This window comes from Stenotrophomonas sp. 86156_Sma, from assembly GCF_056481625.1.
In genome coordinates, this window is record NZ_CM151157.1 from 2,667,471 (window position 1) to 2,692,683 (window position 25,213).

General features: G+C 65.2%; 22 protein-coding genes. 13 read left to right on the top strand and 9 right to left on the bottom strand.

Translation table 11 applies throughout. The features are described 5' to 3' along the window. Window positions 1-176 precede the first annotated feature (176 nt). Genes msuE through ACZK33_RS12435 form a run of 3 tightly spaced genes read left to right on the top strand, consistent with a single transcriptional unit; the run spans window position 177 to window position 2,867 of the window. Complete coding sequence (gene msuE, locus ACZK33_RS12425; protein ID WP_032127268.1) at window positions 177-758, top strand: FMN reductase; 582 nt, start codon at window positions 177-179, stop codon at window positions 756-758. 58 nt (window positions 759-816) lie between these two features. After that, the gene (locus ACZK33_RS12430) at window positions 817-1,794 is read left to right on the top strand and encodes a DUF1852 domain-containing protein (RefSeq protein ID WP_423173964.1); all 978 of its coding nucleotides are present in this window, start codon (window positions 817-819) and stop codon (window positions 1,792-1,794) included. Between the two features lie 38 nt (window positions 1,795-1,832). Continuing rightward, entirely contained in the window at window positions 1,833-2,867 is a 1,035-nt protein-coding gene (locus ACZK33_RS12435; protein ID WP_423173965.1) for a methionine synthase, read from the top strand. Between the two features lie 55 nt (window positions 2,868-2,922). Here the strand turns inward: ACZK33_RS12435 and ACZK33_RS12440 are convergent, their stop codons facing one another. From ACZK33_RS12440 to ACZK33_RS12450, 3 genes are all read right to left on the bottom strand, one after another. Then, on the bottom strand, window positions 2,923-3,951 hold the full coding sequence (locus ACZK33_RS12440; protein ID WP_423173966.1) for a tetratricopeptide repeat protein: 1,029 nt from the start codon (window positions 3,949-3,951) through the stop codon (window positions 2,923-2,925). A 114-nt stretch (window positions 3,952-4,065) separates the two neighbouring features. Next, window positions 4,066-4,521: a hypothetical protein gene (locus ACZK33_RS12445; protein WP_423173967.1), complete on the bottom strand. Its 456-nt coding sequence runs from the start codon at window positions 4,519-4,521 to the stop codon at window positions 4,066-4,068. A gap of 91 nt (window positions 4,522-4,612) precedes the next feature. Then, window positions 4,613-4,927: a hypothetical protein gene (locus ACZK33_RS12450; RefSeq protein WP_423173968.1), complete on the bottom strand. Its 315-nt coding sequence runs from the start codon at window positions 4,925-4,927 to the stop codon at window positions 4,613-4,615. 142 nt (window positions 4,928-5,069) lie between these two features. On the opposite strand from ACZK33_RS12450, the gene ACZK33_RS12455 reads away from it, so the two are divergent. After that, window positions 5,070-6,317 (top strand): arsenic transporter, encoded by a 1,248-nt coding sequence (locus ACZK33_RS12455; protein WP_423173969.1) that lies wholly within the window; start codon window positions 5,070-5,072, stop codon window positions 6,315-6,317. A 26-nt stretch (window positions 6,318-6,343) separates the two neighbouring features. Here ACZK33_RS12455 and ACZK33_RS12460 read toward each other — a convergent pair whose 3' ends face one another. Both ACZK33_RS12460 and ACZK33_RS12465 read right to left on the bottom strand, forming a co-directional pair. Further along, complete coding sequence (locus ACZK33_RS12460; RefSeq protein ID WP_423173970.1) at window positions 6,344-7,495, bottom strand: serine hydrolase domain-containing protein; 1,152 nt, start codon at window positions 7,493-7,495, stop codon at window positions 6,344-6,346. A gap of 104 nt (window positions 7,496-7,599) precedes the next feature. Further along, complete coding sequence (locus tag ACZK33_RS12465; protein WP_423173971.1) at window positions 7,600-9,252, bottom strand: ABC transporter ATP-binding protein; 1,653 nt, start codon at window positions 9,250-9,252, stop codon at window positions 7,600-7,602. Between the two features lie 113 nt (window positions 9,253-9,365). Here ACZK33_RS12465 and ACZK33_RS12470 point away from each other — a divergent pair, with 113 nt between their 5' ends. Genes ACZK33_RS12470 through ACZK33_RS12485 form a run of 4 tightly spaced genes read left to right on the top strand, consistent with a single transcriptional unit; the run spans window position 9,366 to window position 15,301 of the window. Beyond that, window positions 9,366-11,756, top strand: coding sequence for a TonB-dependent receptor plug domain-containing protein (locus ACZK33_RS12470; protein WP_423173972.1), 2,391 nt, complete (start codon window positions 9,366-9,368; stop codon window positions 11,754-11,756). A 6-nt stretch (window positions 11,757-11,762) separates the two neighbouring features. Further along, window positions 11,763-13,226, top strand: coding sequence for a DUF3526 domain-containing protein (locus tag ACZK33_RS12475; protein ID WP_423173973.1), 1,464 nt, complete (start codon window positions 11,763-11,765; stop codon window positions 13,224-13,226). Then, a complete protein-coding gene (locus ACZK33_RS12480; RefSeq protein ID WP_423174053.1) occupies window positions 13,223-14,578 on the top strand; it encodes an ABC transporter permease subunit in 1,356 nt (451 codons plus the stop codon). Before ACZK33_RS12475 ends, ACZK33_RS12480 begins: the two co-directional genes overlap by 4 nt. A gap of 12 nt (window positions 14,579-14,590) precedes the next feature. Beyond that, window positions 14,591-15,301, top strand: a complete 711-nt coding sequence (locus ACZK33_RS12485) for an ABC transporter ATP-binding protein (RefSeq protein WP_423173974.1) — start codon at window positions 14,591-14,593, stop codon at window positions 15,299-15,301. On the opposite strand, the gene ACZK33_RS12490 is transcribed toward ACZK33_RS12485, so the two are convergent. From ACZK33_RS12490 to ACZK33_RS12500, 3 genes are all read right to left on the bottom strand, one after another. Then, a complete protein-coding gene (locus ACZK33_RS12490; RefSeq protein ID WP_423173975.1) occupies window positions 15,298-17,139 on the bottom strand; it encodes an asparagine synthase-related protein in 1,842 nt (613 codons plus the stop codon). The genes ACZK33_RS12485 and ACZK33_RS12490 overlap by 4 nt on opposite strands. Window positions 17,140-17,150: 11 nt before the next feature. Next, window positions 17,151-17,852, bottom strand: coding sequence for a lasso peptide biosynthesis B2 protein (locus ACZK33_RS12495; protein WP_423173976.1), 702 nt, complete (start codon window positions 17,850-17,852; stop codon window positions 17,151-17,153). Window positions 17,853-17,927: 75 nt separating this feature from the next. Continuing rightward, a complete protein-coding gene (locus ACZK33_RS12500) occupies window positions 17,928-18,089 on the bottom strand; it encodes a hypothetical protein (protein ID WP_162292259.1) in 162 nt (53 codons plus the stop codon). Between the two features lie 205 nt (window positions 18,090-18,294). Here ACZK33_RS12500 and ACZK33_RS12505 point away from each other — a divergent pair, with 205 nt between their 5' ends. Together ACZK33_RS12505 and ACZK33_RS12510 are read left to right on the top strand one after the other, a co-directional pair. Next, a complete protein-coding gene (locus ACZK33_RS12505; protein ID WP_423173977.1) occupies window positions 18,295-19,221 on the top strand; it encodes a hypothetical protein in 927 nt (308 codons plus the stop codon). Window positions 19,222-19,521: 300 nt separating this feature from the next. After that, window positions 19,522-20,370 carry an AraC family transcriptional regulator gene (locus ACZK33_RS12510; protein ID WP_100434674.1) on the top strand — a complete coding sequence of 283 codons (849 nt, stop codon included), beginning with the start codon at window positions 19,522-19,524 and terminating at the stop codon, window positions 20,368-20,370. 49 nt (window positions 20,371-20,419) lie between these two features. Here the strand turns inward: ACZK33_RS12510 and ACZK33_RS12515 are convergent, their stop codons facing one another. Then, window positions 20,420-21,424: an extracellular catalytic domain type 1 short-chain-length polyhydroxyalkanoate depolymerase gene (locus tag ACZK33_RS12515; RefSeq protein ID WP_423173978.1), complete on the bottom strand. Its 1,005-nt coding sequence runs from the start codon at window positions 21,422-21,424 to the stop codon at window positions 20,420-20,422. Window positions 21,425-21,621: 197 nt separating this feature from the next. Here ACZK33_RS12515 and ACZK33_RS12520 point away from each other — a divergent pair, with 197 nt between their 5' ends. Genes ACZK33_RS12520 through ACZK33_RS12530 form a run of 3 tightly spaced genes read left to right on the top strand, consistent with a single transcriptional unit; the run spans window position 21,622 to window position 25,192 of the window. Then, window positions 21,622-23,808 (top strand): TonB-dependent receptor, encoded by a 2,187-nt coding sequence (locus ACZK33_RS12520; RefSeq protein ID WP_423173979.1) that lies wholly within the window; start codon window positions 21,622-21,624, stop codon window positions 23,806-23,808. 32 nt (window positions 23,809-23,840) lie between these two features. Then, window positions 23,841-24,719: an alpha/beta fold hydrolase gene (locus ACZK33_RS12525; protein WP_049461116.1), complete on the top strand. Its 879-nt coding sequence runs from the start codon at window positions 23,841-23,843 to the stop codon at window positions 24,717-24,719. Beyond that, window positions 24,716-25,192 (top strand): MaoC family dehydratase, encoded by a 477-nt coding sequence (locus tag ACZK33_RS12530; protein ID WP_423173980.1) that lies wholly within the window; start codon window positions 24,716-24,718, stop codon window positions 25,190-25,192. Before ACZK33_RS12525 ends, ACZK33_RS12530 begins: the two co-directional genes overlap by 4 nt. Window positions 25,193-25,213 lie beyond the last annotated feature (21 nt).

Below are 25,213 nucleotides of genomic sequence, written 5' to 3' on the forward strand. Positions count from 1 at the left end.
GACGATGAATCCCGCTCATGGATTGGTGAAGTAATACCATTTTACGTCATGGAAGGGCATGACTAGGATCGGGTCATGCCTTCGGTTGCCTGCCAGCCCGGTCACCTCGCCGGCCTGCAGGACTGCGCCCCCGCAGATCGCCCGAAGGAGCTCCCTCCCCTGCTGAAAGCGAACAGATGACCCGCCCCCTCCGTATCGTCGCCGTTTCAGGCGGACTGCAGCGCCCCTCCAGGGCTGCAACCCTGGCCGAGTACCTGCTGGACCTGATCGGCGAGGACGTTGCCTGCGAGCCGCACCTGATCGAGCTGGGCGAACTGGCGCCGCAGCTGGCCGGTGCGCTGTGGCGCTCGCAGCTGCCCGAAGCTGTGGAGCGGCAGCTGGTGGCCGTTGAACAGGCAGACGTGCTGGTGGTGGCCACGCCGGTCTACCGCGGTTCGTACACCGGCCTGTTCAAGCACTTCTTCGATTTCATCCACCAAGATGCGCTGGTCGACACCCCCATCCTGCTGGCCGCCACCGGCGGCAGCGAGCGCCACGCACTGGTGATCGATCATCAGCTGCGGCCGCTCTTCAGCTTCTTCCAGGCGCGCACCCTGCCCCTCGGCGTCTACGCCACCGACCGCGATTTCGCCGAGGGCCGCGTGCACAACGAGGCCCTGATCCAGCGCGCACGGCTGGCAGTGCAGCGGGCACTGCCCCTGCTTGCCCTGTCCCATCGCGCAGCGCCTGCCACTGCCGAGACCGCTGCAGTCCTTTGAATGCCGAATGCCAGCGACCCGCATTCGGATGTCACCCCCGCAACCCGGAACGCCGCCCATGACGACCGAGAACTTCACCTTCAGCATCACGCGCATCCCTTTCAACGAGGACTACCAGCCCGCTGACGGCACGCGCATCACCACCAACTTCGCCAACCTGGCTCGCGGCGAGTCCCGCCAGGAGAACCTGCGCAACACGATCAGCATGATCAACAACCGCTTCAACGATCTGGCGCACTGGGACAACCCGAGTGCGGACCGCTACGCCGTTGAGCTGGACATCATATCGGTGGAGATGCACATCGATGGAGCCGACGGCAGCGATCCGTTCCCGCTGATCGAAGTGCTGCGCCCGACCATCGTCGACACGCACACCGGCGCGCGCACCGAGGGCATCGTCGGCAACAACTTCTCGTCCTATGTGCGCGACTACGACTTCAGCGTGGTACTGCCGGCCAGCAACGAGGGAAAGGCCACCTTCGGCATTCCGGAAGGCTTCGGTGATCTTCACGGCAAGCTGTTCCAGCACTTCCTGGAATCGGAGGCCTACCGCGCCAATTTCAGCAAGGGGCCGGTGATCTGCATCAGCGTCTCCAGCAGCAAGACCTACCATCGTACCGAGAACCACCATCCCATCCTGGGCGTGGAGTATCGCCAGGGCGAGTTCTCCCCCACCGACCAGTACTTCGACAAGATGGGCCTGCGGGTGCGCTATTTCATGCCACCGGGCAGCGTCGCGCCGCTGGCGTTCTACTTCCAGGGCGACCTGCTGGGCGACTACTCGAACCTGGAACTGATCGGCACCATCAGCACGATGGAGGCATTCCAGAAGATCTACCGGCCGGAGATCTACAACGCCAATTCCGTGGCCGGCAAGGTCTATCAGCCCAGCCTGAAGCACCAGGACTACTCCTCCACCCGCATCGTCTACGACCGCGAAGAGCGCAGCCAGCTGGCGGTCAAGCAAGGCAAATTCACCGAAGAGCACTTCATCAAGCCGTATCGCGCCGTGCTTGAGCAGTGGGCTGCCCGCTGATCCACCGATTCCCCATTCGCCCCAGGACACAGAACGCAATGTCGACGAAGAAACTGCTCCCTACCTCCACCGCCGGCAGCCTGCCCAAGCCCTCCTGGCTGGCAGAGCCCGAAAAGCTCTGGTCGCCCTGGAAGCTGCAGGATGAAGGCCTGACCGAAGGCAAGCAGGATGCCCTGCGCCTGTCCCTGCAGGAACAGCAGCACGCCGGCATCGATATCGTCAGCGACGGTGAGCAGACCCGGCAGCACTTCGTCACCACCTTCATCGAGCACCTCAGCGGCGTCGATTTCGAGAAGCGCGAAACCGTGCGCATCCGCAACCGCTACGACGCCAGCGTGCCGACCGTGGTCGGCGCCGTGAGCCGCCCCACGCCGGTGTTCGTGGAGGATGCGAAATTCCTGCGCCGGCAGACCACGCAACCGATCAAGTGGGCCCTGCCCGGCCCGATGACCATGATCGACACCCTGTACGACGCGCACTACAAGAGCCGAGAGAAGCTGGCCTGGGAATTCGCGAAGATCCTCAACGAGGAAGCGAGGGAGCTGGAAGCCGCTGGCGTCGACATCATCCAGTTCGACGAGCCCGCCTTCAACGTGTTCTTCGACGAAGTGAACGACTGGGGCGTGGCCGCACTGGAGCGTGCGATCGAAGGACTGAAGTGCGAGACCGCCGTGCACATCTGCTACGGCTACGGCATCAAGGCCAACACCGACTGGAAGCAGACGCTGGGCTCGGAGTGGCGCCAGTATGAAGAGTCGTTCCCGAAGCTGCAGACCTCCAACCTCGACATCATCTCGCTGGAATGCCACAACTCGCACGTGCCGATCGACCTGATCGAGCTGGTGCGCGGCAAGAAGGTGATGGTGGGCGCCATCGACGTGGCCTCCAGCACGGTGGAGACGGCCGAGGAAGTGGCCAACACTCTGCGCAAGGCGCTGCAGTTCGTGGACGCCGACAAGCTCTACCCGAGCACCAACTGCGGCATGGCGCCGCTGGCCCGTGACGTGGCACGGGGCAAGCTGCGTGCGCTCAGCGAAGGGGCCAGGATCGTGCGCGAGGAGCTCTCGGCGTAACCGCTGCAAGCGATCTGCGTCCGGACCTCTGTGCGGGGTCCGGACGCATCGGCACTCAGCGCTTGCGCGCGCGCCGCTCGGGGCACTCCTTCGGATCGAACAGATCGTAGGTCTGCTTGATGGCCAGATTGCGGATCGCCCTGCGGTTTCCCTGCGCTGCAGCCTCACAGGTCCAGTAGATATCCTCTTCCTGGTCCTTGGGCACCCCGCGCCCGATGGAGTACAGGTATCCCAGCTCGGCCTGTGCAGGCGCGTAGCCCGCCATTGCCGCCTTGCGATACAGGTCGGCGGATCGGGCCTCATCCTTCTGTACGCTGATACCCTTGGCATACATCAGGGCGAGCCTGGTCTGCGCCTCCACATCACCGCCATCGGCAGCCGCTGTGAATGCTTCAACCGGGCCAAACGCGCCGGGCGTGTCCATCTCGGCACACCACACCTCGTTCTCCTTGCGATTCAGGCACAGCTCCAGACGGGCCTCCTTGACTCCCGCTAGGCCGAGCTCCTGCACGGCTGCCCTGGCATACCACTGCATGGCCTGGGCCTCGTCTTTCGTGAGGCCGGCGCGTCCCTTCTGATAGAGATTGGCAAGGCTGTACTGCCCGGCCGGCGAGCCGAGTTCAGCGGCTCGGCGGAGCCACAGGACAGCTTGGGCATCATCCTGCTGCGGGCCCAGGCCCTGCAGGTACATGATCCCGAGATCGGACTGTGCGTCCGCATTGCCCTGATCGGCAGCCTTGCGTACCCAGTGCAGGGCCTGAGCGGGATCCTTCGGCACGCCATTGCCTCGCAGATACAGCACACCCAGCATGGACTGTGCCGGCGCATAGCCCTGATCGGCCGCCTTGCGGTACCAGTCCGCTGCCTTCGCTGCGTCCCTGTCGACGCCTGCGCCGCGCAGATACCTGTCTCCAAGTTCATTCTGGGCTTCCGCGTTGCCGGCCTTCGCCGCAGCCATCACGCGATCCCGCTCGGCCGCGTTGTCATTGCCAAGTGCCGGAGTGCTGGAGGCCAGGGCAGCCAGCCCCGCACAGAGTGCAACGCGCCGCAGGGCGCCAATCCATTCTTCCGTGAACGTCTGCATTCTTGATCAACTCCAGATGGATGCCGCAGGTAGACCCGGCAGGTGCCTCGATCAGCAAGTGATCGAGGCTGGGGGCGGCATTATAGGTGCGCGCAGGACCACGTGGCCGAGGTTCTATCTGGGTAGCGGGCGTGCCTGCTCCTGCGCTCGCGACATCGCAGGGGGCCGTCTCAGCGCGAGCGCCTCCTTGATCCGGCCCATCTCGCGCGACCCGGCCTCGGCCAGGCGGCGGGCCTGCTGCCGCTGCTCCCGCGTGAGCGTGGAAGGTGGTGGAGTGCCGGCATCCAGCAGCCGCGCCACCGCATCGCGCAACCGCAACTGCGGGCAGAGCCGGGCGGCGCACCAGCGTTCGGCGTAGCGCTTGGCCTGCCGCGCATTTGCGGCAGCCACCACCTTGGTCTGTGACATTTTCCGCGCGTCGAGGAACAGGCGGACACCGAGCACGGCATGCGGCACGATGTTGGCCACGCAGCGGCCGTTCCACCACAGGTCCCAGTGGTCACCGCGCTGCACCCAGCCGGAGGGCCGGCGGGCCGTCATGAAATCGGGAGGGCTGGAGGGGGAATGCATGGCCGGAAGAATACGGTCGGCCGTCGCATGGACTGAGATTGCGGAGTGGCGCTGGCAACCTCACAATGCTTCTGCCGCAGTGAAGCCCTCTTTACCACTCTGGGCCGAGCAGCTTCTCCACCTCGGTTTCGAGCCTCTTGGCGGCTTCCTCCTGCGAGGCCACCTTGATGCACAGCCCGGACTGGGCGGGCCCGGGGGTCAACTGGTAACGATTGATGGTGCCGCCGCCGTCGCCATCCAGTTCCACCCGGGCCACCAGGGTTCGGCCATTGGCGTTGAAGGTCCAGTCCTGGTATTCGAACATCGTTGAGTCCACCGCAACGCCTTGAATGGCTCCCACCTTATGCGGGGTGGTGGTGAAGAACGCCCGAAGAAAACGTTCGCGGAGCGTGCGTGCCAGCGGCACGCGGCAAACAGCCGAGCCTGGGCTCGGCGCTACAGCCCGGGCGCGGCTCGCAGGGTATGATGCCGCCTCCCCCGAACTGCCGTGATTGCAGCGGGCGCGTCCCAGCGAGGTACGCGTCGGCGCCGCCTAGATACCCCGCCCGATGCTCGTTTCCTACACCTCTTTCCTCATCTGGGCGGCCGTGGCCGTTGCCACCGTAGGCCTGCTGTTCCGGCCATTCCGCATTCCGGAGTACGTGTGGGCACTGGGGGCTGCCCTTCTGCTTCCACTGCTGGGAGCGATGTCGTTCGGCACGACCTTGCACGCGGTGGCCGAGGGCCGCGATGTCTATCTGTTCCTGGTCGGCATGATGGTGCTGGCCGAGCTGGCCCGGCGCGAAGGCCTGTTCGACTGGCTGGCGTTGTACGCGGTCCGTCATGCGGGAGGCTCGGGACGACGCCTGTTCGACCTGGTGTTCCTGGTCGGCACGCTGGTGACTGTGTTCCTTTCCAACGATGCCACGGCGGTGGTGTTGACCCCGGCGGTCTACGCCGCCTGCAAGGCCGCCCGCGCCGACCCCCTGCCCTATCTGTTCGTCTGCGCCTTCATCGCCAATGCGGCCAGCTTCGTGCTGCCCATTTCCAACCCGGCCAACCTGGTGGTGTACGGCCAGCACATGCCGCCCTTGATGCAGTGGCTGGCACAGTTTGCGTTGCCGTCACTGGCCGCGATCGGTGCCACCTATCTGGTGCTGCGCTGGGTGCATCGGCGCGAGATCGCGCAGCCGCTGGTGGCGGCGCCGGCGCATCGCCCGCTGACCGAAGGTGGCCGGCTGAGCGCGCTGGGCGTGTTGTTCACCGGCACCGTGCTGCTGGTGACGTCCGCACTGAATGGCCCGCTCGGCCTGGCTACGTTCTGCGCAGGCACGCTGAGCGTGGCAGTGGTGGCGATGCGCCAGCGGCGCAGTCCGTTGCCACTGCTGCGCCATGTGTCATGGGGCGTACTGCCGCTGGTGGCCGGCCTGTTCGTGTTGGTGGAAGCGGTGGCACAGACCGGTGTCATCCAGACGGCAGCCAGCGCGCTGCAGGCCGTGGCGCAGGCATCGCCACACCAGGCCAGCTGGCTGGCCGGTGCCGCGGCCGCGCTGCTGAGCAACGTGGCCAACAATCTGCCGGTCGGCCTCGCCGCAGGCTCGCTGGGCCAGATGGCCGATCTGCCGGCACAGACCCGCGCCGCATTGCTGGTCGGCGTGGACCTGGGCCCCAACCTGTCGGTGACCGGCTCGTTGGCCACGATGCTGTGGCTGGTGGCGCTGCGCCGCGAGGGCGAGCATGTCAGCGCGCTCGACTTCCTGCGCGTCGGCGCGCTGGTGATGCCGCCTGCGCTGATCGGGGCGCTGTTGCTGCTCTAGCCGGGGGCTGCCGGGCGCCACCCGGACTATGGGGTCTTGCCTGCAGCAATCTTCCCGACCAGGGCATCGATCGCCGCTTCCATGGCATGCGCGGTCTGGTCGCCACTCTGGTTGGTGATCACGAAGATGCCCAGATCGTGCTCGGGCATGATGTAGATGTAGCACTGTGAGCGCGGTACGCCACCGTGATGGGCATAGTAGACGCCCTTCTGGCGATCGCCGGCGACGATGTTCCAGAAGTAGCCGATGCTGAACTCGTCGTCGAATCTGGCCAGGGCGCGATGCGATTGCTTTACCACCGGCCCATTGGCCAGTTGGAACTGAAGGTACTTCACCATGTCCGGGACGGTTGCTTTGACGTTGCCGGAAGCGCCCCATGGCAACTGTGGCATCGGCGTGGTCGGTACGGGATTGTCGCTGTGATAGCCGGCCGCCAACCGCGGCGCTTCGGCATCATCCAGCCTGATCCGGAGGCCGGTCATCGCCGCGGAGTCGCTGAAGAAGCCACGCAGCAGTGACGCGTAGTCGGTCTTGTAGGCCACCTCCAGAACATGCGCCGCCAGCTCGGTCCCTGCGCTGGAGTAGGCGTACTCCTTCCCTGGCATCCGCGGGATCTGTACGGCGTGCAGGTCCCGGAGGAAATCCGGCTTGCCGTAGTGCGCGTAGAGCGCATTGAGCTCGCCCGGCGTGCGGTGATCGGTAAAGTCCTCCAGTACAGTGTTCGCGCGCTCCGGCAGCATGTTCGGCAGGCCACTGGTGTGCGACAGCAGGTGGCGGACGCGGATGGGTTGGCCCTGGTACTGCAGGTTGGGATAGTCGCCCTGCAGGTACGTGCGAACGTCATCCTCCAGGCCCACCCTGCCTTCCAGCACCGCATTGGCCATCAAGGTGCCGGCCAGCGTCTTGCTCAGTGAGCCGATCTCATAGAGCGTGGCATCGGTCGGCGCGCCGGCTGTACCGGCCACCATATCGCCGCGATGGCGGATGAAGGTCCTGCCCCGGTACACCACGCCGATGGAAGCCGAGTGCAGCAAGGGCTGCTCGATCAGGGTCTGCGCGACCTCGTCGATCTCCGCTCCCGGTTCCTTCGATGGCGACTTCCCACCCGTGCATCCGGTACCAAGGAGTACGACGGACACAACGAGGGCATGAAACCAACGTCTGTTTCGGACGGTCATCGAAGTGGCTTCCATGCGTTGGCGCTTGAAGGGCGATCAGGAAAGAGCGCCCACGATAGCCGATTGTGGAGGCGAACACGCTGGCTGCGGAGCGCCTCCTGGCCCTAAGCATCGCCCCTGAGATCAATCACCCGGTCAGTCGGGCTCACGATACCGCGCCGATGGGTGATGGCCACCACGGTTACATCGTTCGCCAGTGCGCGGATGTGGTCCATGATCTCGCGTTCAGTGGCCTCATCCAGCGCGGAGCTGGCCTCGTCCAGGAACAGGATCGCCGGCTCGCCATACAGTGCACGGGCAATCGCGATGCGTTGGCGTTCCCCGCCGGACAACTTCAGGCCCCGCTCGCCCACCGTGGTTTCCAGCCCCTCGGGCAGCGCCTCGATCAACGGCAGGATCGCAGCCTTGCGTGCGGCATGCCGCAGCCGATCATCATCACGCGCGCGCCCGAGCAGGATGTTGTCGGCCAGGCTTTCGTTGAGCAGGATGACATCCTGCGGAACCACCGCGACAGCGGCATGCCAGGCGGCACGGTCGATCCGGGACAGGTCAAGGCCATCGACCAGGATCCGGCCACGCTGGGGATCGATCGATTTCAGGGCGAGCTTGAACAGGGTCGACTTCCCTGCCCCGGTCGGCCCGATCAGGAAATTGATGCCGCCACGTTCGGCCTCGAAGGACACATCGCTTAACCCGCGACCGTTGCCATAGCGGTGGCTGACCCGCTCGAACGCCAGCCGGCCGCTTTCACCCGCAAAGCGCTGGGCATCGGCCACCTGCTGCTCCTCGGGCGCCGCCCACAAGGTGGAAAGCGGAGCCAGCATGCTCCACGAGCGCGCGACGTCATCGATCGAACGGGCGATCATCTCGAACGGCATGTTGAGCTGGAGCAGCAACAGATTGAACAGGACGATGTCGCCGACGCTCAGACCGCCGCTCTGGTAGCGCGGCAGCAACAGATGGAAGGTAACGATGAACTCGACCGCCAGGCCGATGCCAAGCAGCGCAATGAAGCCGATCCGCTGCAGTACGTAGGCGCGCCAGCTGTCGCGCACCTCCTGGGCCTTCTGCTCGAAGCGCTGCACCATCCAGGCGCTGCCGCCGAACTGGCGCAGCGTCTCCATGGCATTCATGGCATTGCCGACGAAGCGCGCGTTCTGCTGGCCGGCCTCGACCGCAGCTTCGCGATGGATGCGTGCGCGCCGGGTAGCGATGGCGGAAAGCGTGACGGCTACCGTGCCGTAGGCCAGCACGATGGCCACCACCTGCAGGTTGATCAACGCACCCAGCGTTATCAGCGTCAGCAGGATCTGCAGTGCGCTGGGAATGAAGGCCACCAGCCCCAGCTGCACCACGATCTTCAGCGCGCCACGGCCTTTCTCCCCTGCAACCTGCAGCTCGGCGGCGTTGTACTCCAGGAAGAAGCTGTTGGTCTTCTTCAGCAGACGGGCGAAGTAGCGGGTACTGGTGATGAAGCCAAGATTCTCGCCGCTGAGGAACGACAGGTACTGCACGGTGTTCTGCAGGGCGCTGCCAGCGCCAAGCATGACTGCATACAGCAGGAAGCCGCCCGCGAGAGCGCCGACCCCGTCGATGGGCAGACGGTCGATCAGGCGTGAGAAAAGATAGGGCGCCGCAACATTGGCCAGGCTGGACAGCACGACACTGCCGGCGATGAGCAGCAGCAGCCTGCGGTCAGCCTTCCAGTACGTGCCCAGGATTTCAGCGACGGGCGGCGGAACAGCAGTCTTCTTCATCGGCCTGGTTCCGGCGTGGACTCAACCCCATAATGCTATGCTATAACATATCCATTCAGGAGCGACGTAGCCACGTCGCAGGCCACTTTCGGATGGGATCGATGGACCGGGGAATGACGAACGTATCCGCTGCCATGCCACGCGCGCTCATGGCCCTCAGCATTGCCGCTGCACTGTTGGCCAGCGTGCCTGCGATCGCCCAGAACCCCGGCGATGCCCGGCGCTCGCGGGCCGCAGGCGCAGCACCCGAGGCGCCGACCGCCACCCTGGACAAGGTGCTGGTGGTCGGCAGCAACATCCGCGATGCCATTGGCGGAGGCGCCTCGCCGGTGATCGTGATCGACAAGGAGGCCATCGACCGCACCGGCGTGGCCACCGTGCAGCAGCTGTTCGAGAAACTGCCGCAGAACTTCGGCGGTGGCGCCAATGGTGCCAACGTCGCCAACCTTGGCGTCGACCGCGATACCGGCAACAACTTCGGCCAGGGCACCGCCATCAACCTGCGCGGCCTGGGAACCGGCACCACGTTGACCCTGATCAACGGCCACCGCGTGACCTCGTCGAACCGCTACCAGTACGTGGATGTCTCGCTGATACCGCTGAGTGCGGTGGAACGCGTGGAGATCCTCACCGATGGTGCCTCGGCCATCTATGGCACCGATGCGGTCGGCGGTGTGGTCAACATCATCCTGCGCCGCGACTTCACCGGGTATGAGACCGCTGTGCGTTACGGCGCCGTGACCACCGGCGGCATGGAGGAATACCAGGCCTCGCAGTCGGCAGGCTGGTCGTGGGATGGTGGCCAAGTGCTGGCCAGCTACGAGTTCCTGAAGCAGAGCAACCTGCCGGCGGTGGACAAGGATTTCTCGAAGAACGTGCGGGTCAAGCCGTACGACCTCTACCCCGGTTCGAAGCGCCACAGCCTGTACGTGGACGGCGTGCAGCAGCTCAGCGATGTGCTGACCCTGAACGTGACCGGCTCGTTCGCCAAGCGCGAGATGGACACCACCATTTCCGGCACGGCCGACGAAACCCGGTTGTTCCCGCATACGCGCCAGTTCGACCTGTTCGCCGGCCTGACACTGGACCTTCCGCGTCAGTGGCAGGCGCGCCTGGATTCGGGGTTCGGCAGGAGCGATGTGTCCTATCAGCGCACCACCATCACCGGCAGCTCGGCCAGTACCGCGCCGCCCACCAATACCAACTCCGAATCGCGTTACCTGGACCTGGTCGCCGACGGTGAGCTGTTCAGCCTGCCCGCCGGTGGGGTTCGCGCGGCATTCGGCGCGGGCTACCGCCGCGATGGCTATGAACTGATCGATCACCGCGGCCTGGAAAAGCCGCTCGACCTGCAGCGTACCGTGAGGTCCGCTTTTGCCGAGCTCAACGTTCCGCTGCTGAAGGATCTGCCGGGCGTGCGCAGCCTGTCCCTGACCGCCGCAGCGCGCTATGACGACTACAGCGATTTCGGTTCCACGCTGAACCCCAAGTTCGGCCTGCTGTGGGAGGCGACCCAGGGGCTTTCGCTCCGTACCAGCTACGGCCGCTCCTACCGGGCGCCGGTGTACCAGGACATGCAGTTGAACAACACCGTGGTGGTGGCGAACGTGCCCAACCCGAGTGCAGCCAATGGCAACACCATCCTGATGATGCTCTCCAATGGCAATCCCGATCTGGGCCCCGAACGGGCCAAGACCTGGACCGGCGGTTTCTCGTTCGCGCCGCCGTCGCTGCCGGGGCTCAAGATCGATGCGAACTACTACCACATCGAATACGCCGACCGTATCGGCAGCGGCTTCGGCGGCAGCTTCCCGTCGCTGTTCCTGCAGTCCACCGCACCTTACGCAGACATCCTGACCACCAATCCCACGCAGCAGCAGATCCAGCAGGCACGCCAGCTGGGCGTATCGGGGCTGGGCCTGTTCGTCTCGCGCGTGGGACCGTATGCGTTGCCGCCAGGCATGGACGAAACCAACAGCCAGGTGATCCTCGACAACCGCTTCCGCAACAACGCCTTCACCCGGCAGCGTGGTGTCGACTTCAGCGGATCCTATGGCTTCGATGCCGGCCAGACCCACATCGGGCTGAACCTGGCCGGGCAGTACATCATCGAGTCGAAGCGGCGCGTGACCGGTACGTCGCCCGAGGTGGATGCGGTGAATTCGGTCTACTACCCGGTGGACCTCAAGATGCGCGGTGGCATCGCGCTGAGCCGGCAACAGGCCGCGGCGGGGATCTTCGTGAACTACGTGGACAGTTATCGCGACCCCGCCAATGTCGTCCGGCCCCACGTCAGCTCCTGGACGACCGTAGATCTGAACCTCGCCTACCACTTCGGTGCATCGGCGGACCCGCAGCGTGGCACATCGCTTGCGTTCAACGTGCAGAACCTGTTCGACCGGGATCCGCCGTTCATCGTCAACAGCATCAACACCGGCTATGACCCCACCAATGCAACAGCGCTGGGTCGCTTCCTGTCCATGACGCTGACGCACCGCTGGTAAGCCGCCATGCGCGCCGAAGCCCCTGCCCTGTCCCGGTCCGTCATGGCCATCCAGCAGGCGTTTGCTGTTGCGGCAACCCAGCTCACGCTGATGTGGCGCGAGCGGCGCGTGCTGTGGCTTGCCCTTGCCCTGTTGCTGATTGCGGGAGCATCGGTGCTCAGTGGTGCTGCACGCCTGACCCTGCAGGCGCAGGAGCGCCAGGCAATGAGCGAGGAAGAGGCGCGGCTCTGGGACAGCCAGGGCACAATCGACCCGCATAGCGCCGCACATGTGGGGCGTGCCATTGCTGCCCCCGTGCGGCCACTGGCTGCACTGGACCCGGGGCTGACGGATTACCTGGGAACCTCGGTGTTCATCGAAGGCCACGCGCAGAACCCGGCCCGGCACCTTGCCGTGGATGGTGGCACCGCACTCAGCCGCTTCGAGGGCTTCTCTGCGGCGTGGGCGCTGCAGGTGGTGGCGCCGCTTCTGATCATCCTGGCCGGGTTCGCCACACTGTCCGGCGATGTGGCCCGCGAGACGCTGCGCCAGGAACTCGGCACCGGCGCCTCGGCCGGCGTGCTGATCTGTGGACGCTTGATTGCCCTGATGGCCGCCTCGCTGCTGCTGGTGCTGGCCATGCTGCTGATCAGTCTTCCGGGGCTGTCCATCCAGTACGGCGACGCCACGGATCTTGCCGCCCTGCTCGCACTGGCGGCCGCCTACCTGCTCTATCTGCTGGTGTTCTGTGCACTTACCGTGGGGGTGTCGGCACTTGCCGGCTCGGCACGGACGTCACTGGTCGTGCTGCTCGGCTTCTGGGTGGTGTCCACACTGCTGCTGCCGAGGGTGGCGCCTGCGGTTGCCGAATCCCTGTACCCGACCCCTTCGGCACCGGCGTTCAGGACCGGCGTGACCGAAGAAGCGGAGAACGGCACGGATGGCCATGACCCGGCCGACAAACGCCTTGATGCCCTGCGCACGGCGTTGATGGCACGTTACCGGGTCGACAGCGTTGACGACCTGCCGCTGAACTTCCGCGGTGTGGCGCTGGAGTTTGCCGAGGCCAACTCGACGCGCGTCTACAACCGCCATTTCGATCGCCTGCATGCCACCTACCAGCAGCAGGACGCCACCCAGCGCCTGTTTGGCCTTGCCTCGCCGACGCTGGCGCTGCAGTCCTGGTCGCGCGCCTTCGCCGGCACGGATTTCCCGGCGCATCTGGCGTTCCTGCGCGGCGTGGAGGACTACCGTTATCGGTTGATCCAGGCACTCAACCAGGAAGTGAAGCTGCACAAGGCACCACAAGGCGGGAAGCATGTGGCCGACATCGCCGGCATCACCCGTTCAGTGCACTACCGGCCGCCGCAACAGACCCTGGCCGGTACCGCTGCCGCGCAGCGCGGAAATCTCGTCATTCTGCTGGTCTGGCTGATGCTGGGTTGCGTGGTGGTGCTCATCTCCGCTCGGAAGCTGGGGAGATCGCCATGAACGTTGTGTCGATTGCCCGCTATGAGATCCGCCGATTGCTGCGCGATCGAGCGCTGCCGGTGCTGCTTGTCCTGCTGCTCGGGCTGGGTGCCTACGCCGCGTGGAACGGCCGCGCATGGGTGGACCAGCGGGAGGCGGCCATCGCCCTGATCAAGCAGGAAGAACAACAGACGAAGGAACGCAGCCGGGCATTCGTCGGCAAGGCGCCCTCGGTGCTGCCCCGCACTCAGCCGGTGCTTGCGCCCGCCGCCATGGCACCGCTGTCGATCGGCCAGGCAGACGCCTACCCCTACACCGCCGATGTGGTCGCGCTGGGCGATCCGACCCAGCTGCTCAAGCACGTCTGGGCCGACATCGGCAATCCAGCGGCACGGGCTGCGGGACGGTTCGACCTCGCCTTCGTCATCGTCTTCCTGCTGCCGCTGGTCATTCTCGTGGCCACCCACGATCTGTGGTCCCGTGAGCGCGAGCGCGGCATCGCGGCGCTGGTGCTGTCACAGCCGGTGTCGGCAACGCGCCTGCTGGTGGTCAAGGTGCTGGCCCGTGGCCTGATGGTGCTGCTGCCCGCACTCGCCATCCTCCTGGCGGTGACGATCGGGGCCGGCGCGCGCAGTCCTGCGGGCCTGGCCATGCTGGCCCTGACCGTCCTCCTGTACGGCGCGTTCTGGCTGGCCCTTGCACTGCTGATCGGCTGCCTTGCCCGGCGCACCACCGAGGCGGCCATCGCCGCCGGCGCGCTGTGGCTGCTGATCGTGGTCATGGCGCCGTCGCTGGCGCTGGCCACGGTGAATCTGATCGCGCCGCCGCCGTCACAGATGCAGTTCGCCACCGAAGTAAAGGCGATGCAGTCCGATATCGCCACGCGCCAGCAGCGCGAGCATGCGAGGTCGGCGCCAGTGAATTCGCCGTCCCCCGTCATCTCCGACACTGTGCGCCAGGCCTACGCCGATCGGGTTGCAGCTGACCGGGAACTGGAACGCCTGATCGCCTCGCATGCGCAGGCCGAGGCCGCACATCGCCAGGTTCTGGACAAGGTGCGGCTGCTGCTGCCGGCCGTCGCGACACAGGACGCGCTCGACCGCATCGCAGGCTCGGATGCCGACCGCGCGCTCGACTTCCAGGGGCAGGTCCACTCCTTCTGGCAGGCGCGGCGGCTGTTGCACAAGGCCTATCTGGATCGTGACGCGCCGCAGACTTTCGAAGAGTACGACACCCTGCCCCGCTTCCAGTTTCACGAAACAGCCGGCGTCGCCCAACGTGGTGTCCTCGCCGATCTCGCCGCACTGATCATTGCCACCCTGCTTGTCCTGCTTGCAGCCGGTGCATTGCGCAGCCGGCTGGCAACGCCCTGAGGAGACGTCCACATGCTGTCTGCAAAAAGCCTGGTCATGGAACACGGTGCACATCGGGCACTGGATGACGTCAGCTTCGCGGTGAAGCCGGGCGAGATATTCTGCCTGCTGGGCGCCAACGGCGCCGGCAAGTCGACCACCATCAAGCTGTTTCTTGGCTTTCTGAAACCCACCTCCGGTGCGGCCGAAGTGGACGGTCTCAGTGCGCACCAGCAGCCGCGGGAGGTACGCCGGCGGCTGCTGTACATCCCCGAGACCGTGGCGCTGTACGACGAGCTGACCGGCTACGAGAATCTGGACTACTTCGCCCGCCTGGCCGGTGTCGAGGAACGCTCGCCAGCGCGGTTGAAGGACGCACTCAGGTCCGCTGGTCTGGCGACCGACGCATTCGGGCGACGCGTGGGCCTCTATTCCAAGGGCATGCGGCAGAAGGTCGGCATCGCACTGGCCATCGTCAAGGAAGCCGGGGCTCTGTTGCTGGATGAACCCACCTCGGGCCTGGACCCTACGGCGTCAGCCGAGTTCCACGAGCTGATCGTGCGGCAGCGCGATCGCGGCACGGCGATCCTGATGGCCACCCACGATCTGTTCCGCGCCCGGGAAGTGGCGACCACGATCGGCCTGATGCGGGCCGGTCGCCTGCGCAGGACACTGGATGCCAGCACGATCACCGCGAACGATCTTGAGAGCCTGTACCTGGAAGAGATGAGCCGCAGCACCTAGGCCACGGCGGCCGCCTGCGGGCCATGCCCGCCTGACCACCGCCGCAGCCACGCTTCGATGTTGATCTGCGGGCCGAAGATGCCGAGCACCTGCGACGAGTGGTCCGGGCTGACCTGCTGGATGCCCGCATCGGCCAGCGCGCTGTCGAGATAGCCGCGCTTGGCCAGCATTCCATCGACCAGCAGATTCCTGATGAACTGCTGGTGCCCCTGGGTGACCGCCACGGAGTGATCATCCAGATAGGATTTCACCTTCCGCGACAGCAGCACCTCCGGCAACAGGCCTTTCATTGCACGCCGCGCGATGGTGCGGTCTTCCGCGTCCGCGATGAGCAGGTGCAGCGGAATCCGCGCGAACAGTTCGACAAGCGGCTGCGCACTGATCGGCGATACACCATGCCAGTGGCCGGCGCCTTCGAACGGATCAAGGACGCTGGTCGGGAACACCATCCGGCCGATATGGGCCAGCTTGTAGGGTGATACGCGATGGCCCTGCGCCTGCGCATGCCGCAACCAGGCCGGCTGCAGGCCATCCTGTTCGGCGCGGTCCACCCGCACCCATGGGCAGGGTTTGCCCCAACGGCCATTGATGCTGCCTGGCCGCTTGAGCAGACCATGGACCATCGCATCCTTCAGCACGCCGTACAGTGAATCGCCGGACTGCGCGGTTTCGAAGGCGACGCGGAAGAAATCCCGGTCGATGCCGCGCCGCCAGGCGTAGTCGATCGCAGCGGCATTGCCCTTGAAACGCAGGAACACCGCATCACCGCCAACGCCGGTGAACTGCACGGTGTCACCGTCGAAGGCCACTTCACGGCGGTGGAGAAGATAGCCGGAACAGTGCGCCGGCCGGGCTGTACGCGGGAAGGCCATGATCTCTTCCAGCGCGCAGTGAGGTTGCCTTCGATACTCGATGTACTCGCAACGCCTGCCCGAGGAATCACTGGCCCCTTGCACTGCCATCCGCGCGAACAGCCGTTCGTCGGCGCCGATGCCATCATCGTAGTGGTGGACACACGTCACCTCCGGTGCCGACGGCACCTGCAACAGGCCGGCCAGGATGATCGAGGAATCCAGCCCGCCCGACAGCTGCAGCTGGATGCGCCGGTGCTGGCTGGCCAGTGCACCGATGCAGCCCAGCAGTGTGAAACGCGCCAGCGACACGGCTTCCTGAAGATCTTCGATCGGCGCGTCGCGGGCCAGCCGCACCACGTCCCACTGGCAGCGCCGGCCCACCGGCTCACCATTGCGGATTGAAACCGCTTCGCCCGCTTCGACCGCCGTGACCTCCTGGAAGCCGGTCTGCAGGCCATCACGAAACGGGTACAGCAGCGAGTACGACAGGAAGGACCAGTCAACGCTGAATTCACGCAGACCCAGCATCAGGCAGTCTTCCATGTTGGAGAAGACCAGCGTCAACTGGCCCACCGTGGTCATGTAGCACGGGATCTCCGCAGTGGGATCGCGCAGGACGAACCAGCTCGACGTTTCCTGCTGGAAGCCGAACGCCACGTAGCGGCCCCAGTAGTGTTCTACGATGCTGCGGCCCTGGCTGCTGCAGGCGGCGTCCGCTGTGGCGGGATCCAGGTTCACGCAGCAAGGCACTTTGCCTTCGCCGAACGTTTTGTGAAACAGCTTGCCCAGTACCACCAGCGAGTTCGAGCGATTGCATTCGAAATAGCCGTGGTTGTCGCTCTGCACATGGATCGCCGCGCCATTGTCGTTCAACACGCAGGCGATGCCGGGCAGCCTGGCGCCGATCCTTTCCACGATGCGTTCCGCCTGCGCCGTCGCGGATTCCGAGTGGGTGTTCCAGAGCACGGCGATGTATCGGTACATGGCAGGTTTCGTTACAGCACCAGGATGGGAACCATCCGGCGCAGGTTGAAGGGAATGTCGGTCAACACCTGATCGCCGTGCTGCAGCCAGCAATGCGCGGCGAACGGCTGGGTTCTGACCGCGAACACCCAGGCCGGAGCGATGCCGTAGTTCGACAGGAATCCGCGCATCGCCAGGCAGTAGAGAAAGCACTCATCGGTTTTCCTGAAGGCCAGGGGTCGAAGCCAGTCGAACACCCGCACCCGCAAGGCCAGTTCTTCAGCGCTTACCGGCCGGCTGTCGCCGCGATCCGCCCGGCGGCGCACGGCCGACACCGTGGAACTGAAAGGAAGGAACGTTCTGCTGCAGGCGGCATAGGCGCACGAGGCGATGAATCGACGCAGGTCGCGCGCCATGATGGGCGGACGGCCTCGCGGCGCGCCTTCGCGCGCCCAGTACCGAGGCAGCGCAATGGCAGGGCTGGCAGCGGATTTCCCCTGCTGCGGATCCGCGGTGATCAAGCGGCGGTCGATCAAGGCCTGCAGAAGCCTTGGCGTGCTTTCGTCATCGGACTGCAAGGGCCAATCGAGAACGAGCTTGCCAAGGCCTGCGGCGCCGCGTTTTTCAAGGGAAAGATACTTTCCCGTGGCCTGGTCCAGAATAACCATCGCATCGCCGGTGACACAGACGTGGGCGTGCTTTGACAGGAAATACGGGGCGGCAGCCTGCTCCATCATGCGCTCCTGCGCCGGAACCGGAGAAGCGGTGCATGCAGGGCATGCACCGCAGATGCGACATTGCGCGGTAGATCAGGGCGACGTGGTCGGGAACACGCCATCCCACAACGTGCCGTGGTTGTGCGCCTTCGTTTCCGAAACCACCGAGCCCAGCTCGATCAGTTCGCCACCCATGCCCTGATCCTCAGGGTTCTGCTGTCCTGCCACTACACCCAGCTCAATCAGCTCGTTCATGAACATCTCCTATCGTCAGTGGATGTACCCGCGCATTGCGTTGGATCGCGTTGCATTGGATACGGAGCAGCCAAGCCACCATCGCCGCGACATTGCAGGGCGATTGCCGCCAAGGCACCGAAATGTTACGATATAACATATTATTTTGGCGTGACGAATGACGCCAGCGGCCCGTTGTCGATACGACCTACGAGAGGCGAGAGGGATGAGCAGCGAGATCAGATACGACGGCCTGGATCCCACGCTTCTGCTGAAGGGGATGTTTCCCCTGCCGACGCTCATCCGCTTCGTACGGGAGCGTTGCCCCCCGGGACGCTTCGACGAGGCTGCGCTGGTGGAGGAATGGCGGACGGCACGTGCCGAGGTGCTGAGGCTGCAGCAGGAGGAAGCCGGTGAGGCCGACGTCATCAATGTCCATGCGTTGCCGGATGAGATGCTGCCGCTGGCTGAGCAGGCGCTGCGGCAACCCTCGATGCACCGCATGACGAGTGTTCTGCCACGCAGTTGGCAGATGGTCGAGATCGATCGACTGGTGATCTTCCAGGAGTGCATCAACCTGCGTCACATCGACCAGTTGGCGGCGTCCCTGACCGCCTCGCCCACCGCGCAGGAGGTCATGCAGCTTGTCGCGCGCAGCGGCAGCCATGCACATCCGGAAGTGCGCTTCACCCAGTCCGATGGCAGCTACACCTTCGCGTCCACCTCGAACGACCTGCGCTTCCTCGATGTGGCGACCCTCGATCCGGCTGCCATCACCGACTACGAGCCGTTCGGCGCAGCCAGCCACGCCGTCGTCATCTATCTGGGTTTCAGTGACAACCTGATCAGCGCCACCCGGTTTGGCAAGCGTATGGTGCTGACCAATGGCTCCCATCGCCTGTACCTGCTGCGCCGGCTCGGGTTCCGCCATGCGCCCTGCCTCGTCACCGATGCCTCCGACAGCGACCTCAGCGAGGTTCTGCTGCCGGCGGCGGTCAAGCAGGATCGCGGGTTCTACCTGTCTTCCCCGCGTCCGCCGCTGTTCAAGGACTATGTCGATCCTCGCCTGACCTGCGTCGTGCCGGTCACCCGCAAGCACTACGCTCTGAGGGCCAAGCTCGACCTGCAGAGGATCACGGTTCCGGCCTTGTAGGCCAGGCTGTCCAGCCGCTTCGATGTCGTGCGGTCGATATGGCCGGATTGGTGAATCACCTGGCGGAACTGTCGAATGACGCCTGCGGGCTTGCCGCATACGCTTCCCATCCTCAACCAGAGAGGATGTCAGCGTGATTGAACAGCCACGGACCACCGAACCCGCAGGAAAGGACGCGCCGATCGTCCATGTCCTGATGGGACTGATCTGTGTCTGGCACAGGCGCGAAGCGGGATCGGCACGCGGTGACGAGTAAGCGCCGCCGTACTGCCCGGCGTAGTTCTGAGTCGTAGGTCCGGCGTGGAGATCTCGATTGCGGGGCTGAGCGAGGTTGGGCCCGACTACCCGGACCGTGTCGATCTTCCGGTGATGGTGCTTGGGCTGGACCCCATTCCAGATGCCTGGCAGATGCCCTTCCATGCGCACCGGAAGGCACAGCTGCTGGTTGCCACGCGCGGCTTGATCATGCTGGAGACCGCAGCCGGCCTGTGGGTGGTTCCCCCGCAGGGCGCGATCTGGATTCCCGGTGGCCTTTCCCATCGGGCCAGCAGCAGTGGGCGGCCGCATGGGTTCGTGGTGTTCGTGGAACCCGGTGTCGTGCCGGGGCTGCCGACGCACTGCGCTGCAATGGCGATCACCCCGTTCATGCAGGCCCTGCTGGAGCGGGCATCCGCCCTTCCCGGGCACTACGAGCCCGGCAGTGCGCAGGACCGCCTGATGGCCGTGTTCCTGGATGAGCTGATCGCCGCGCCACCGGAGTGGCTCCATCTGCCCATGCCATCCGATGCAAGGTTGCGCCGGCTGGCCAACGCAATGCTGGACACGCCAGCCGAACGGGCAACGCTTGAAGTCTGGGCGAGCCGGATTGGAATGAGCGAGCGCAACATGTCGCGCCTGTTCTCTGGAGAAACCGGTTTAAGCGTAAGGCGCTGGCGCAGGCAGCTGCATGTGGTGGTCGCGCTGCCGCTGCTGGCCAAAGGCAGGACAGTACAGGCCGTTGCGGACCACCTGGGCTATGACAGTGCCGGAGCGTTCGTGACCATGTTCCGCAAGACCGTGGGTGCACCACCCAAGCGCTTCCTGGCGGAACGAGGCACTCGGCAGCGGGCTTCGGACGCCGACGATCAGCGGCCGCAGGAGCCACGCTGATGGATGCGGGAGCGCGTGGCTCCCGCACCGGCAAGGATTGCCCTTCCCCTCAGCGCTGGTAGTCCTTCAGGAACAACCAGGTGATCAGCGTGGCATCCGGCCCCTTCGGGTCGGTGAACGGCAGGCCGGACTGGCTGCCGCTCCACGCATGGCCCATGCCCTGCACCACATAGTGCTGCACCAGCGTCCTGCCACCGTAGGCGTAGGTATCCACCGTATACGCACGTCCACCCGACACCTGACCGTGATAGGTGCTGGTCGGCACGTACTTCACCGAGTCGTTGTCCAGGCCGTCGTCGGCCAGATCATTGGTCTGCAGGAACTGGCGCACGGCCTGCTGGCCGTTCACCGGATTGACGGTGAGATCGGCGCTACCATGGAACACCAGCACCGGCAGCGGTCGCGGCGACGGCGATCCCGAGCACTGCCAGGCCAGACGGCCATTGCTGTCCGGCGAATAGATGCTGCCGGCCAGCAACGCATAGGCGCTACCGGAAATCGTGGTCGCACCCTTGAACATGCCACCGGAATGGATGGCGCCGGCAGCGAACACATCCGAATAGCAAGCCAGCATGATCGAGGTCATCGCGCCGCCCGCGGAAATGCCGGTGACATAGACCCGGTGCGGATCCACGCTGTAGCCCGCTTTCACCTTGTCCACGATGCCGGCCAGGATCGATGCTTCGCCGCTGTCGCGGGCCTGGTTGATCGGCAGCTGCCAGTTCCAGCAGCGGGCCGGATTGGAGGTGACGTTCTGCCGGGGGTAGACCACGATGAACCCCTCCGTGTCGGCCACATCATTGAAGCCTGACGCCTCGCCCATCAGGTTCGGCCCGGTCACACAGCCATGCAGCACCAGCAGCAGCGGCAGCGGCCGGCTGTCGTCATAGCCGGCCGGCACCCATACCTGGTACTCGCGGGCGCCGAACAGATTGCCGTACAGGCCGATATCCCAATGCCCGGCCGGGCCAGCGGCAACCGCGCTGCCCGCCATCGCCAGCCAGCTGCACAACACCAGCAGTACCGCCTTGATCGAATCGATTCCGGATTTCATGACCTGATCCTCGTGCGTGAGTCGTGGATGAAGGAGTACCGGGGACCGCTTCCGGCTGGGGGCGCGCCCAGTATCCGCATCCACCGGCCGCTGCCGACTGGACCTAGGTCCACTCGCTGCTGGCCCATGACACCGCTAGCCTTGGCTGCAGGGGTGGCAATGGGCCATCCGCACGCTCATGCCTGGGGGAGGACCGAATGAAACGGAATTGTTTGAGTCTCATGATCGGCGCGCTGCTGGCCACGGGGCCGGTACTGGCACAGGAATCACCGACGGCAGGCAGATCCGCTTCGCCGACCAACCTGGACAGCATCAAGGTCACCGCGCGCAAGCGTGAGGAAACCCTGCAGGAAGTGCCGGTTGCCGTCACCGCATTTACCTCCGAGGCGCTGGACAAGATGAATGTCCAGGACATCAGCGACCTGGACGCGCAGGTGCCCAACCTGACCATCTACGCGGCGCGCGGCGCCAGCAGCACGGTCACCGCCTACATCCGCGGCATCGGCCAGTCCGATCCCACCTGGGGCGCCGATCCGGGTGTAGGCATCTACCTGGATGACGTCTACATCGCACGCCCGCAGGGTGCGCTGCTGGATGTGTTCGATGTCTCGCGCATCGAGGTGCTGCGCGGCCCGCAGGGCACGCTCTACGGCAAGAACACCATCGGCGGCGCGATCAAGTACATCTCGCGCGGCCTGCCCACCCAGACCGAGGGCTTCGCCCAGATCACCGTGGGCAACTACAGCCAGCTGGATGCGAAGGCGGCCATCGGCGGCCCGATTGGCGGCGCCGACAGTGGCCTGCGCGCCCGTGTGGCGGTGGCCAGCATGAACCACGACGGGTTTGGCGAGAACACCTTCAACGGCCAGCCGGTCAGTGACAAGCAGATCAACGCGGCACGCCTGAACCTGGGCGCGTACGCGGGCGATGACTTCGACGTGCAGTTCGCACTGGACTGGATCGACGATCAGTCCGGCATGCGCGGTTCGAAGATGCTGGCGCCCAATCCGTTCCTGCGCGCCTATCCACCGATGGACAGCCGCTACGACATCCGCTCGGGCATGCGCAATCTCAACAACGTGGAGAGCAAGGGTGCCTCGGCCACGGTGAACTGGCGGCCGAACGACGACATTGCACTGAAGTACGTGGTCGCCAAGCGTGAATCGGACAGCGAGGCCAACATCGACTTCGATACCGCGCCGGTCAAGCTGGCCGACGTGGGTGGCACCTATCACGACGACCAGGTCAGCAACGAAGTGCAATTGAACTACGATGCCGGCGGCCGGGTGCGCGGTGTGGTCGGCCTGTACCAGTTCAGTGGCGAGGCGGGCGGCCAGATCCAGAACAACTACTTCAGTGCGCAGTTCGCCGACAACCAGGGCAAGGTGTTGACCGACAGCATCGCGCTGTACGCGGACTGGACCTTCGACCTGACCAGCAAACTCAAGCTGGATGTAGGCGCCCGTTACACCGACGAGGACAAGCGCGCGATCGTGCTGAACCGCCTGTACGCCGACCCAGGTTTCAGCCGGCCGGTGGCGGTGACCGCGGACTTCGACAAGAAGACCAACTTCAAGAACGTCTCGCCCAAGGTCTCGCTGGACTACCAGATCACTCCGGACATCATGGTCTACGGCCTGGCCACGCGTGGCTTCAAGTCCGGTGGCTACAACATCCGCGCCAACGCTGTGGCCGTGCCGCGCTCGGCCGAACCGTTCGACGACGAGACCGTGGACAGCTACGAGGTCGGCAGCAAGATGGCCTTCCTCGACCAGCGCCTGTTCCTCAATCTGTCGGCCTTCTACAACAAGTACAAGGACATCCAGCTATCGGTCTTCACTGGCCTGGATACCAATGGTGATGGCATCGACGATTCCTTCTTCGGCGATTTCACCAATGCCGGCGCGGGTACCGTCAAGGGCCTGGAGGTCGAGTACCAGTACCTGCCCAGCCAGCACTGGCTGATCTCCGGCAACCTGGCCTGGCTGGACACCAAGTACGACGAGTACATGGATCGTGGCGTCAATGTCGCCAGGCAGATGAAGTTCACCAACGCGCCGGAGTTCTCGGGCGCGTTCAACGTGGAGTACCGCACCGACCTGGCCAATGGCAACAACCTGTCGGCACGGGTGAGCTACAGCTACCAGAGCGAGGTGTGGCCGACCACCGACCTGAGCCCGGTGATCCGCCAGCAGGGATACGGGCTGGTCAATGCCGGCGTCATCTGGCGCCTGGATGATGCGTGGACCTTCTCGCTGCAGGGCACCAACCTGGCCGACAAGGAATACCGCACCACCGGCTACAACATCCCGGCGGTCGGCACGCTGATTGGCTTCTATGGTCCGCCACGCCAATATAGCCTCAGCGTCCGTTACGATTTCTAGCGCATCCGTTACGATCTCCAGGAAGCTTCTGCATGACGCAGTCTTACGACGACCTGTACTGGAACAGCAATGATGGGTTGCGCCTGCACGCGCGCGACCATGCACCCGATGCGGGGCAGGCAGCGCGTGGCACGGTGGTCTGCATTCCCGGGCTGACCCGCAATGGCGCCGATTTCGATGCGCTTGCCGATGTGCTCACCGCCGAGGGCTGGCGCGTGATCGCGGTCGACCTGCGCGGTCGCGCAGGCTCGGAACGCGCATATGACCCGTCCAGCTACAACCCGCGTGCCTATGCGGATGACATGGTTGCGCTGCTGCGCTCGCAGAACATCGCCAAGGCGGTATTCGTCGGCACCTCGCTGGGCGTGCTGGTGACCATCACCCTTGCCTCGCGCGCGCCCGAGCGGATCGCGGGCGCGGTGCTCAACGATGCCGGCCCCAAGGTGCCGCGTGAGGCGCTGGCACGGATCGGCAAGTACGCCGGCAAGCCGGTGCCGCCGATGGACCTGGTGCAGGCCACCGCTTACGTGGAATCCATCGGCAAGGCCGCGTTCCCTCGCTTCAGTACCGACGACTGGCGGCAGATGGCGGTGCGCACCTTCCGCCCGCGCAGCGATGGGCTGCTGGAGCTGGATTACGATCCGGCCGTGATCCGAACGACACGTCCGTGGCTGCTGTGGTTGCTGCGGCCGGTGCTGTGGCGTGCGGTTCGTGGGCTGACCGCACGGGTGCCGGTACTGGTGGTGCGCGGTGCGCTGTCCGACATCCTGCCGGCCGATGTCGCGCGGCAGATGGCGGCCACCTCGGAAAGTGCCCGCCTGGTGGAAGTGCCGGATGTGGGACATGCTCCGATGCTGTCCGAGCCAGAGGCACGTGACGCGATCCTGACCTTGCTGGAGCGTGTGGCGTGAGTGCAGACAGCAACCTGCCTCCCGCGCTGCAGGCGTTGCAGCAGTGGGCCGCCAGCGAGCGGGTGAGTGGCGTGACCCACGTGGACCAGGCGCGCATCGATGCCTTTGCCGACGCCACCGGCGACCACAACTGGATCCACGTCGATCCAGGCCGTGCGCAGACGCAGCTGCCGGGCGGGCAGACCATCGCGCACGGTTTCCTGCTGCTCTCGCTCACCGTTCAGGACGATGTGGCCGCCCTCGCCGGCTTCCCCGGCATCGCCCATGTGCTCAACTACGGCCTCAACAAGGTCCGCTTCCTGGCGCCGGTACCCAGCGGGTCCGGGGTGCGGGTACGCTCGCAGATGCTGTCACTGGACGCGCGCCAGCCGGGCCAGTGGCTGCTGACCCAGCGCAAGGCCGTCGAGCGGGTTGCCGATGGCGAGCTGGCACTGGTCGCTGAGCAGCTGTCACTGATCGTGGTCGCTCCCTAGCACCACCCTGCCCGGTTCTCT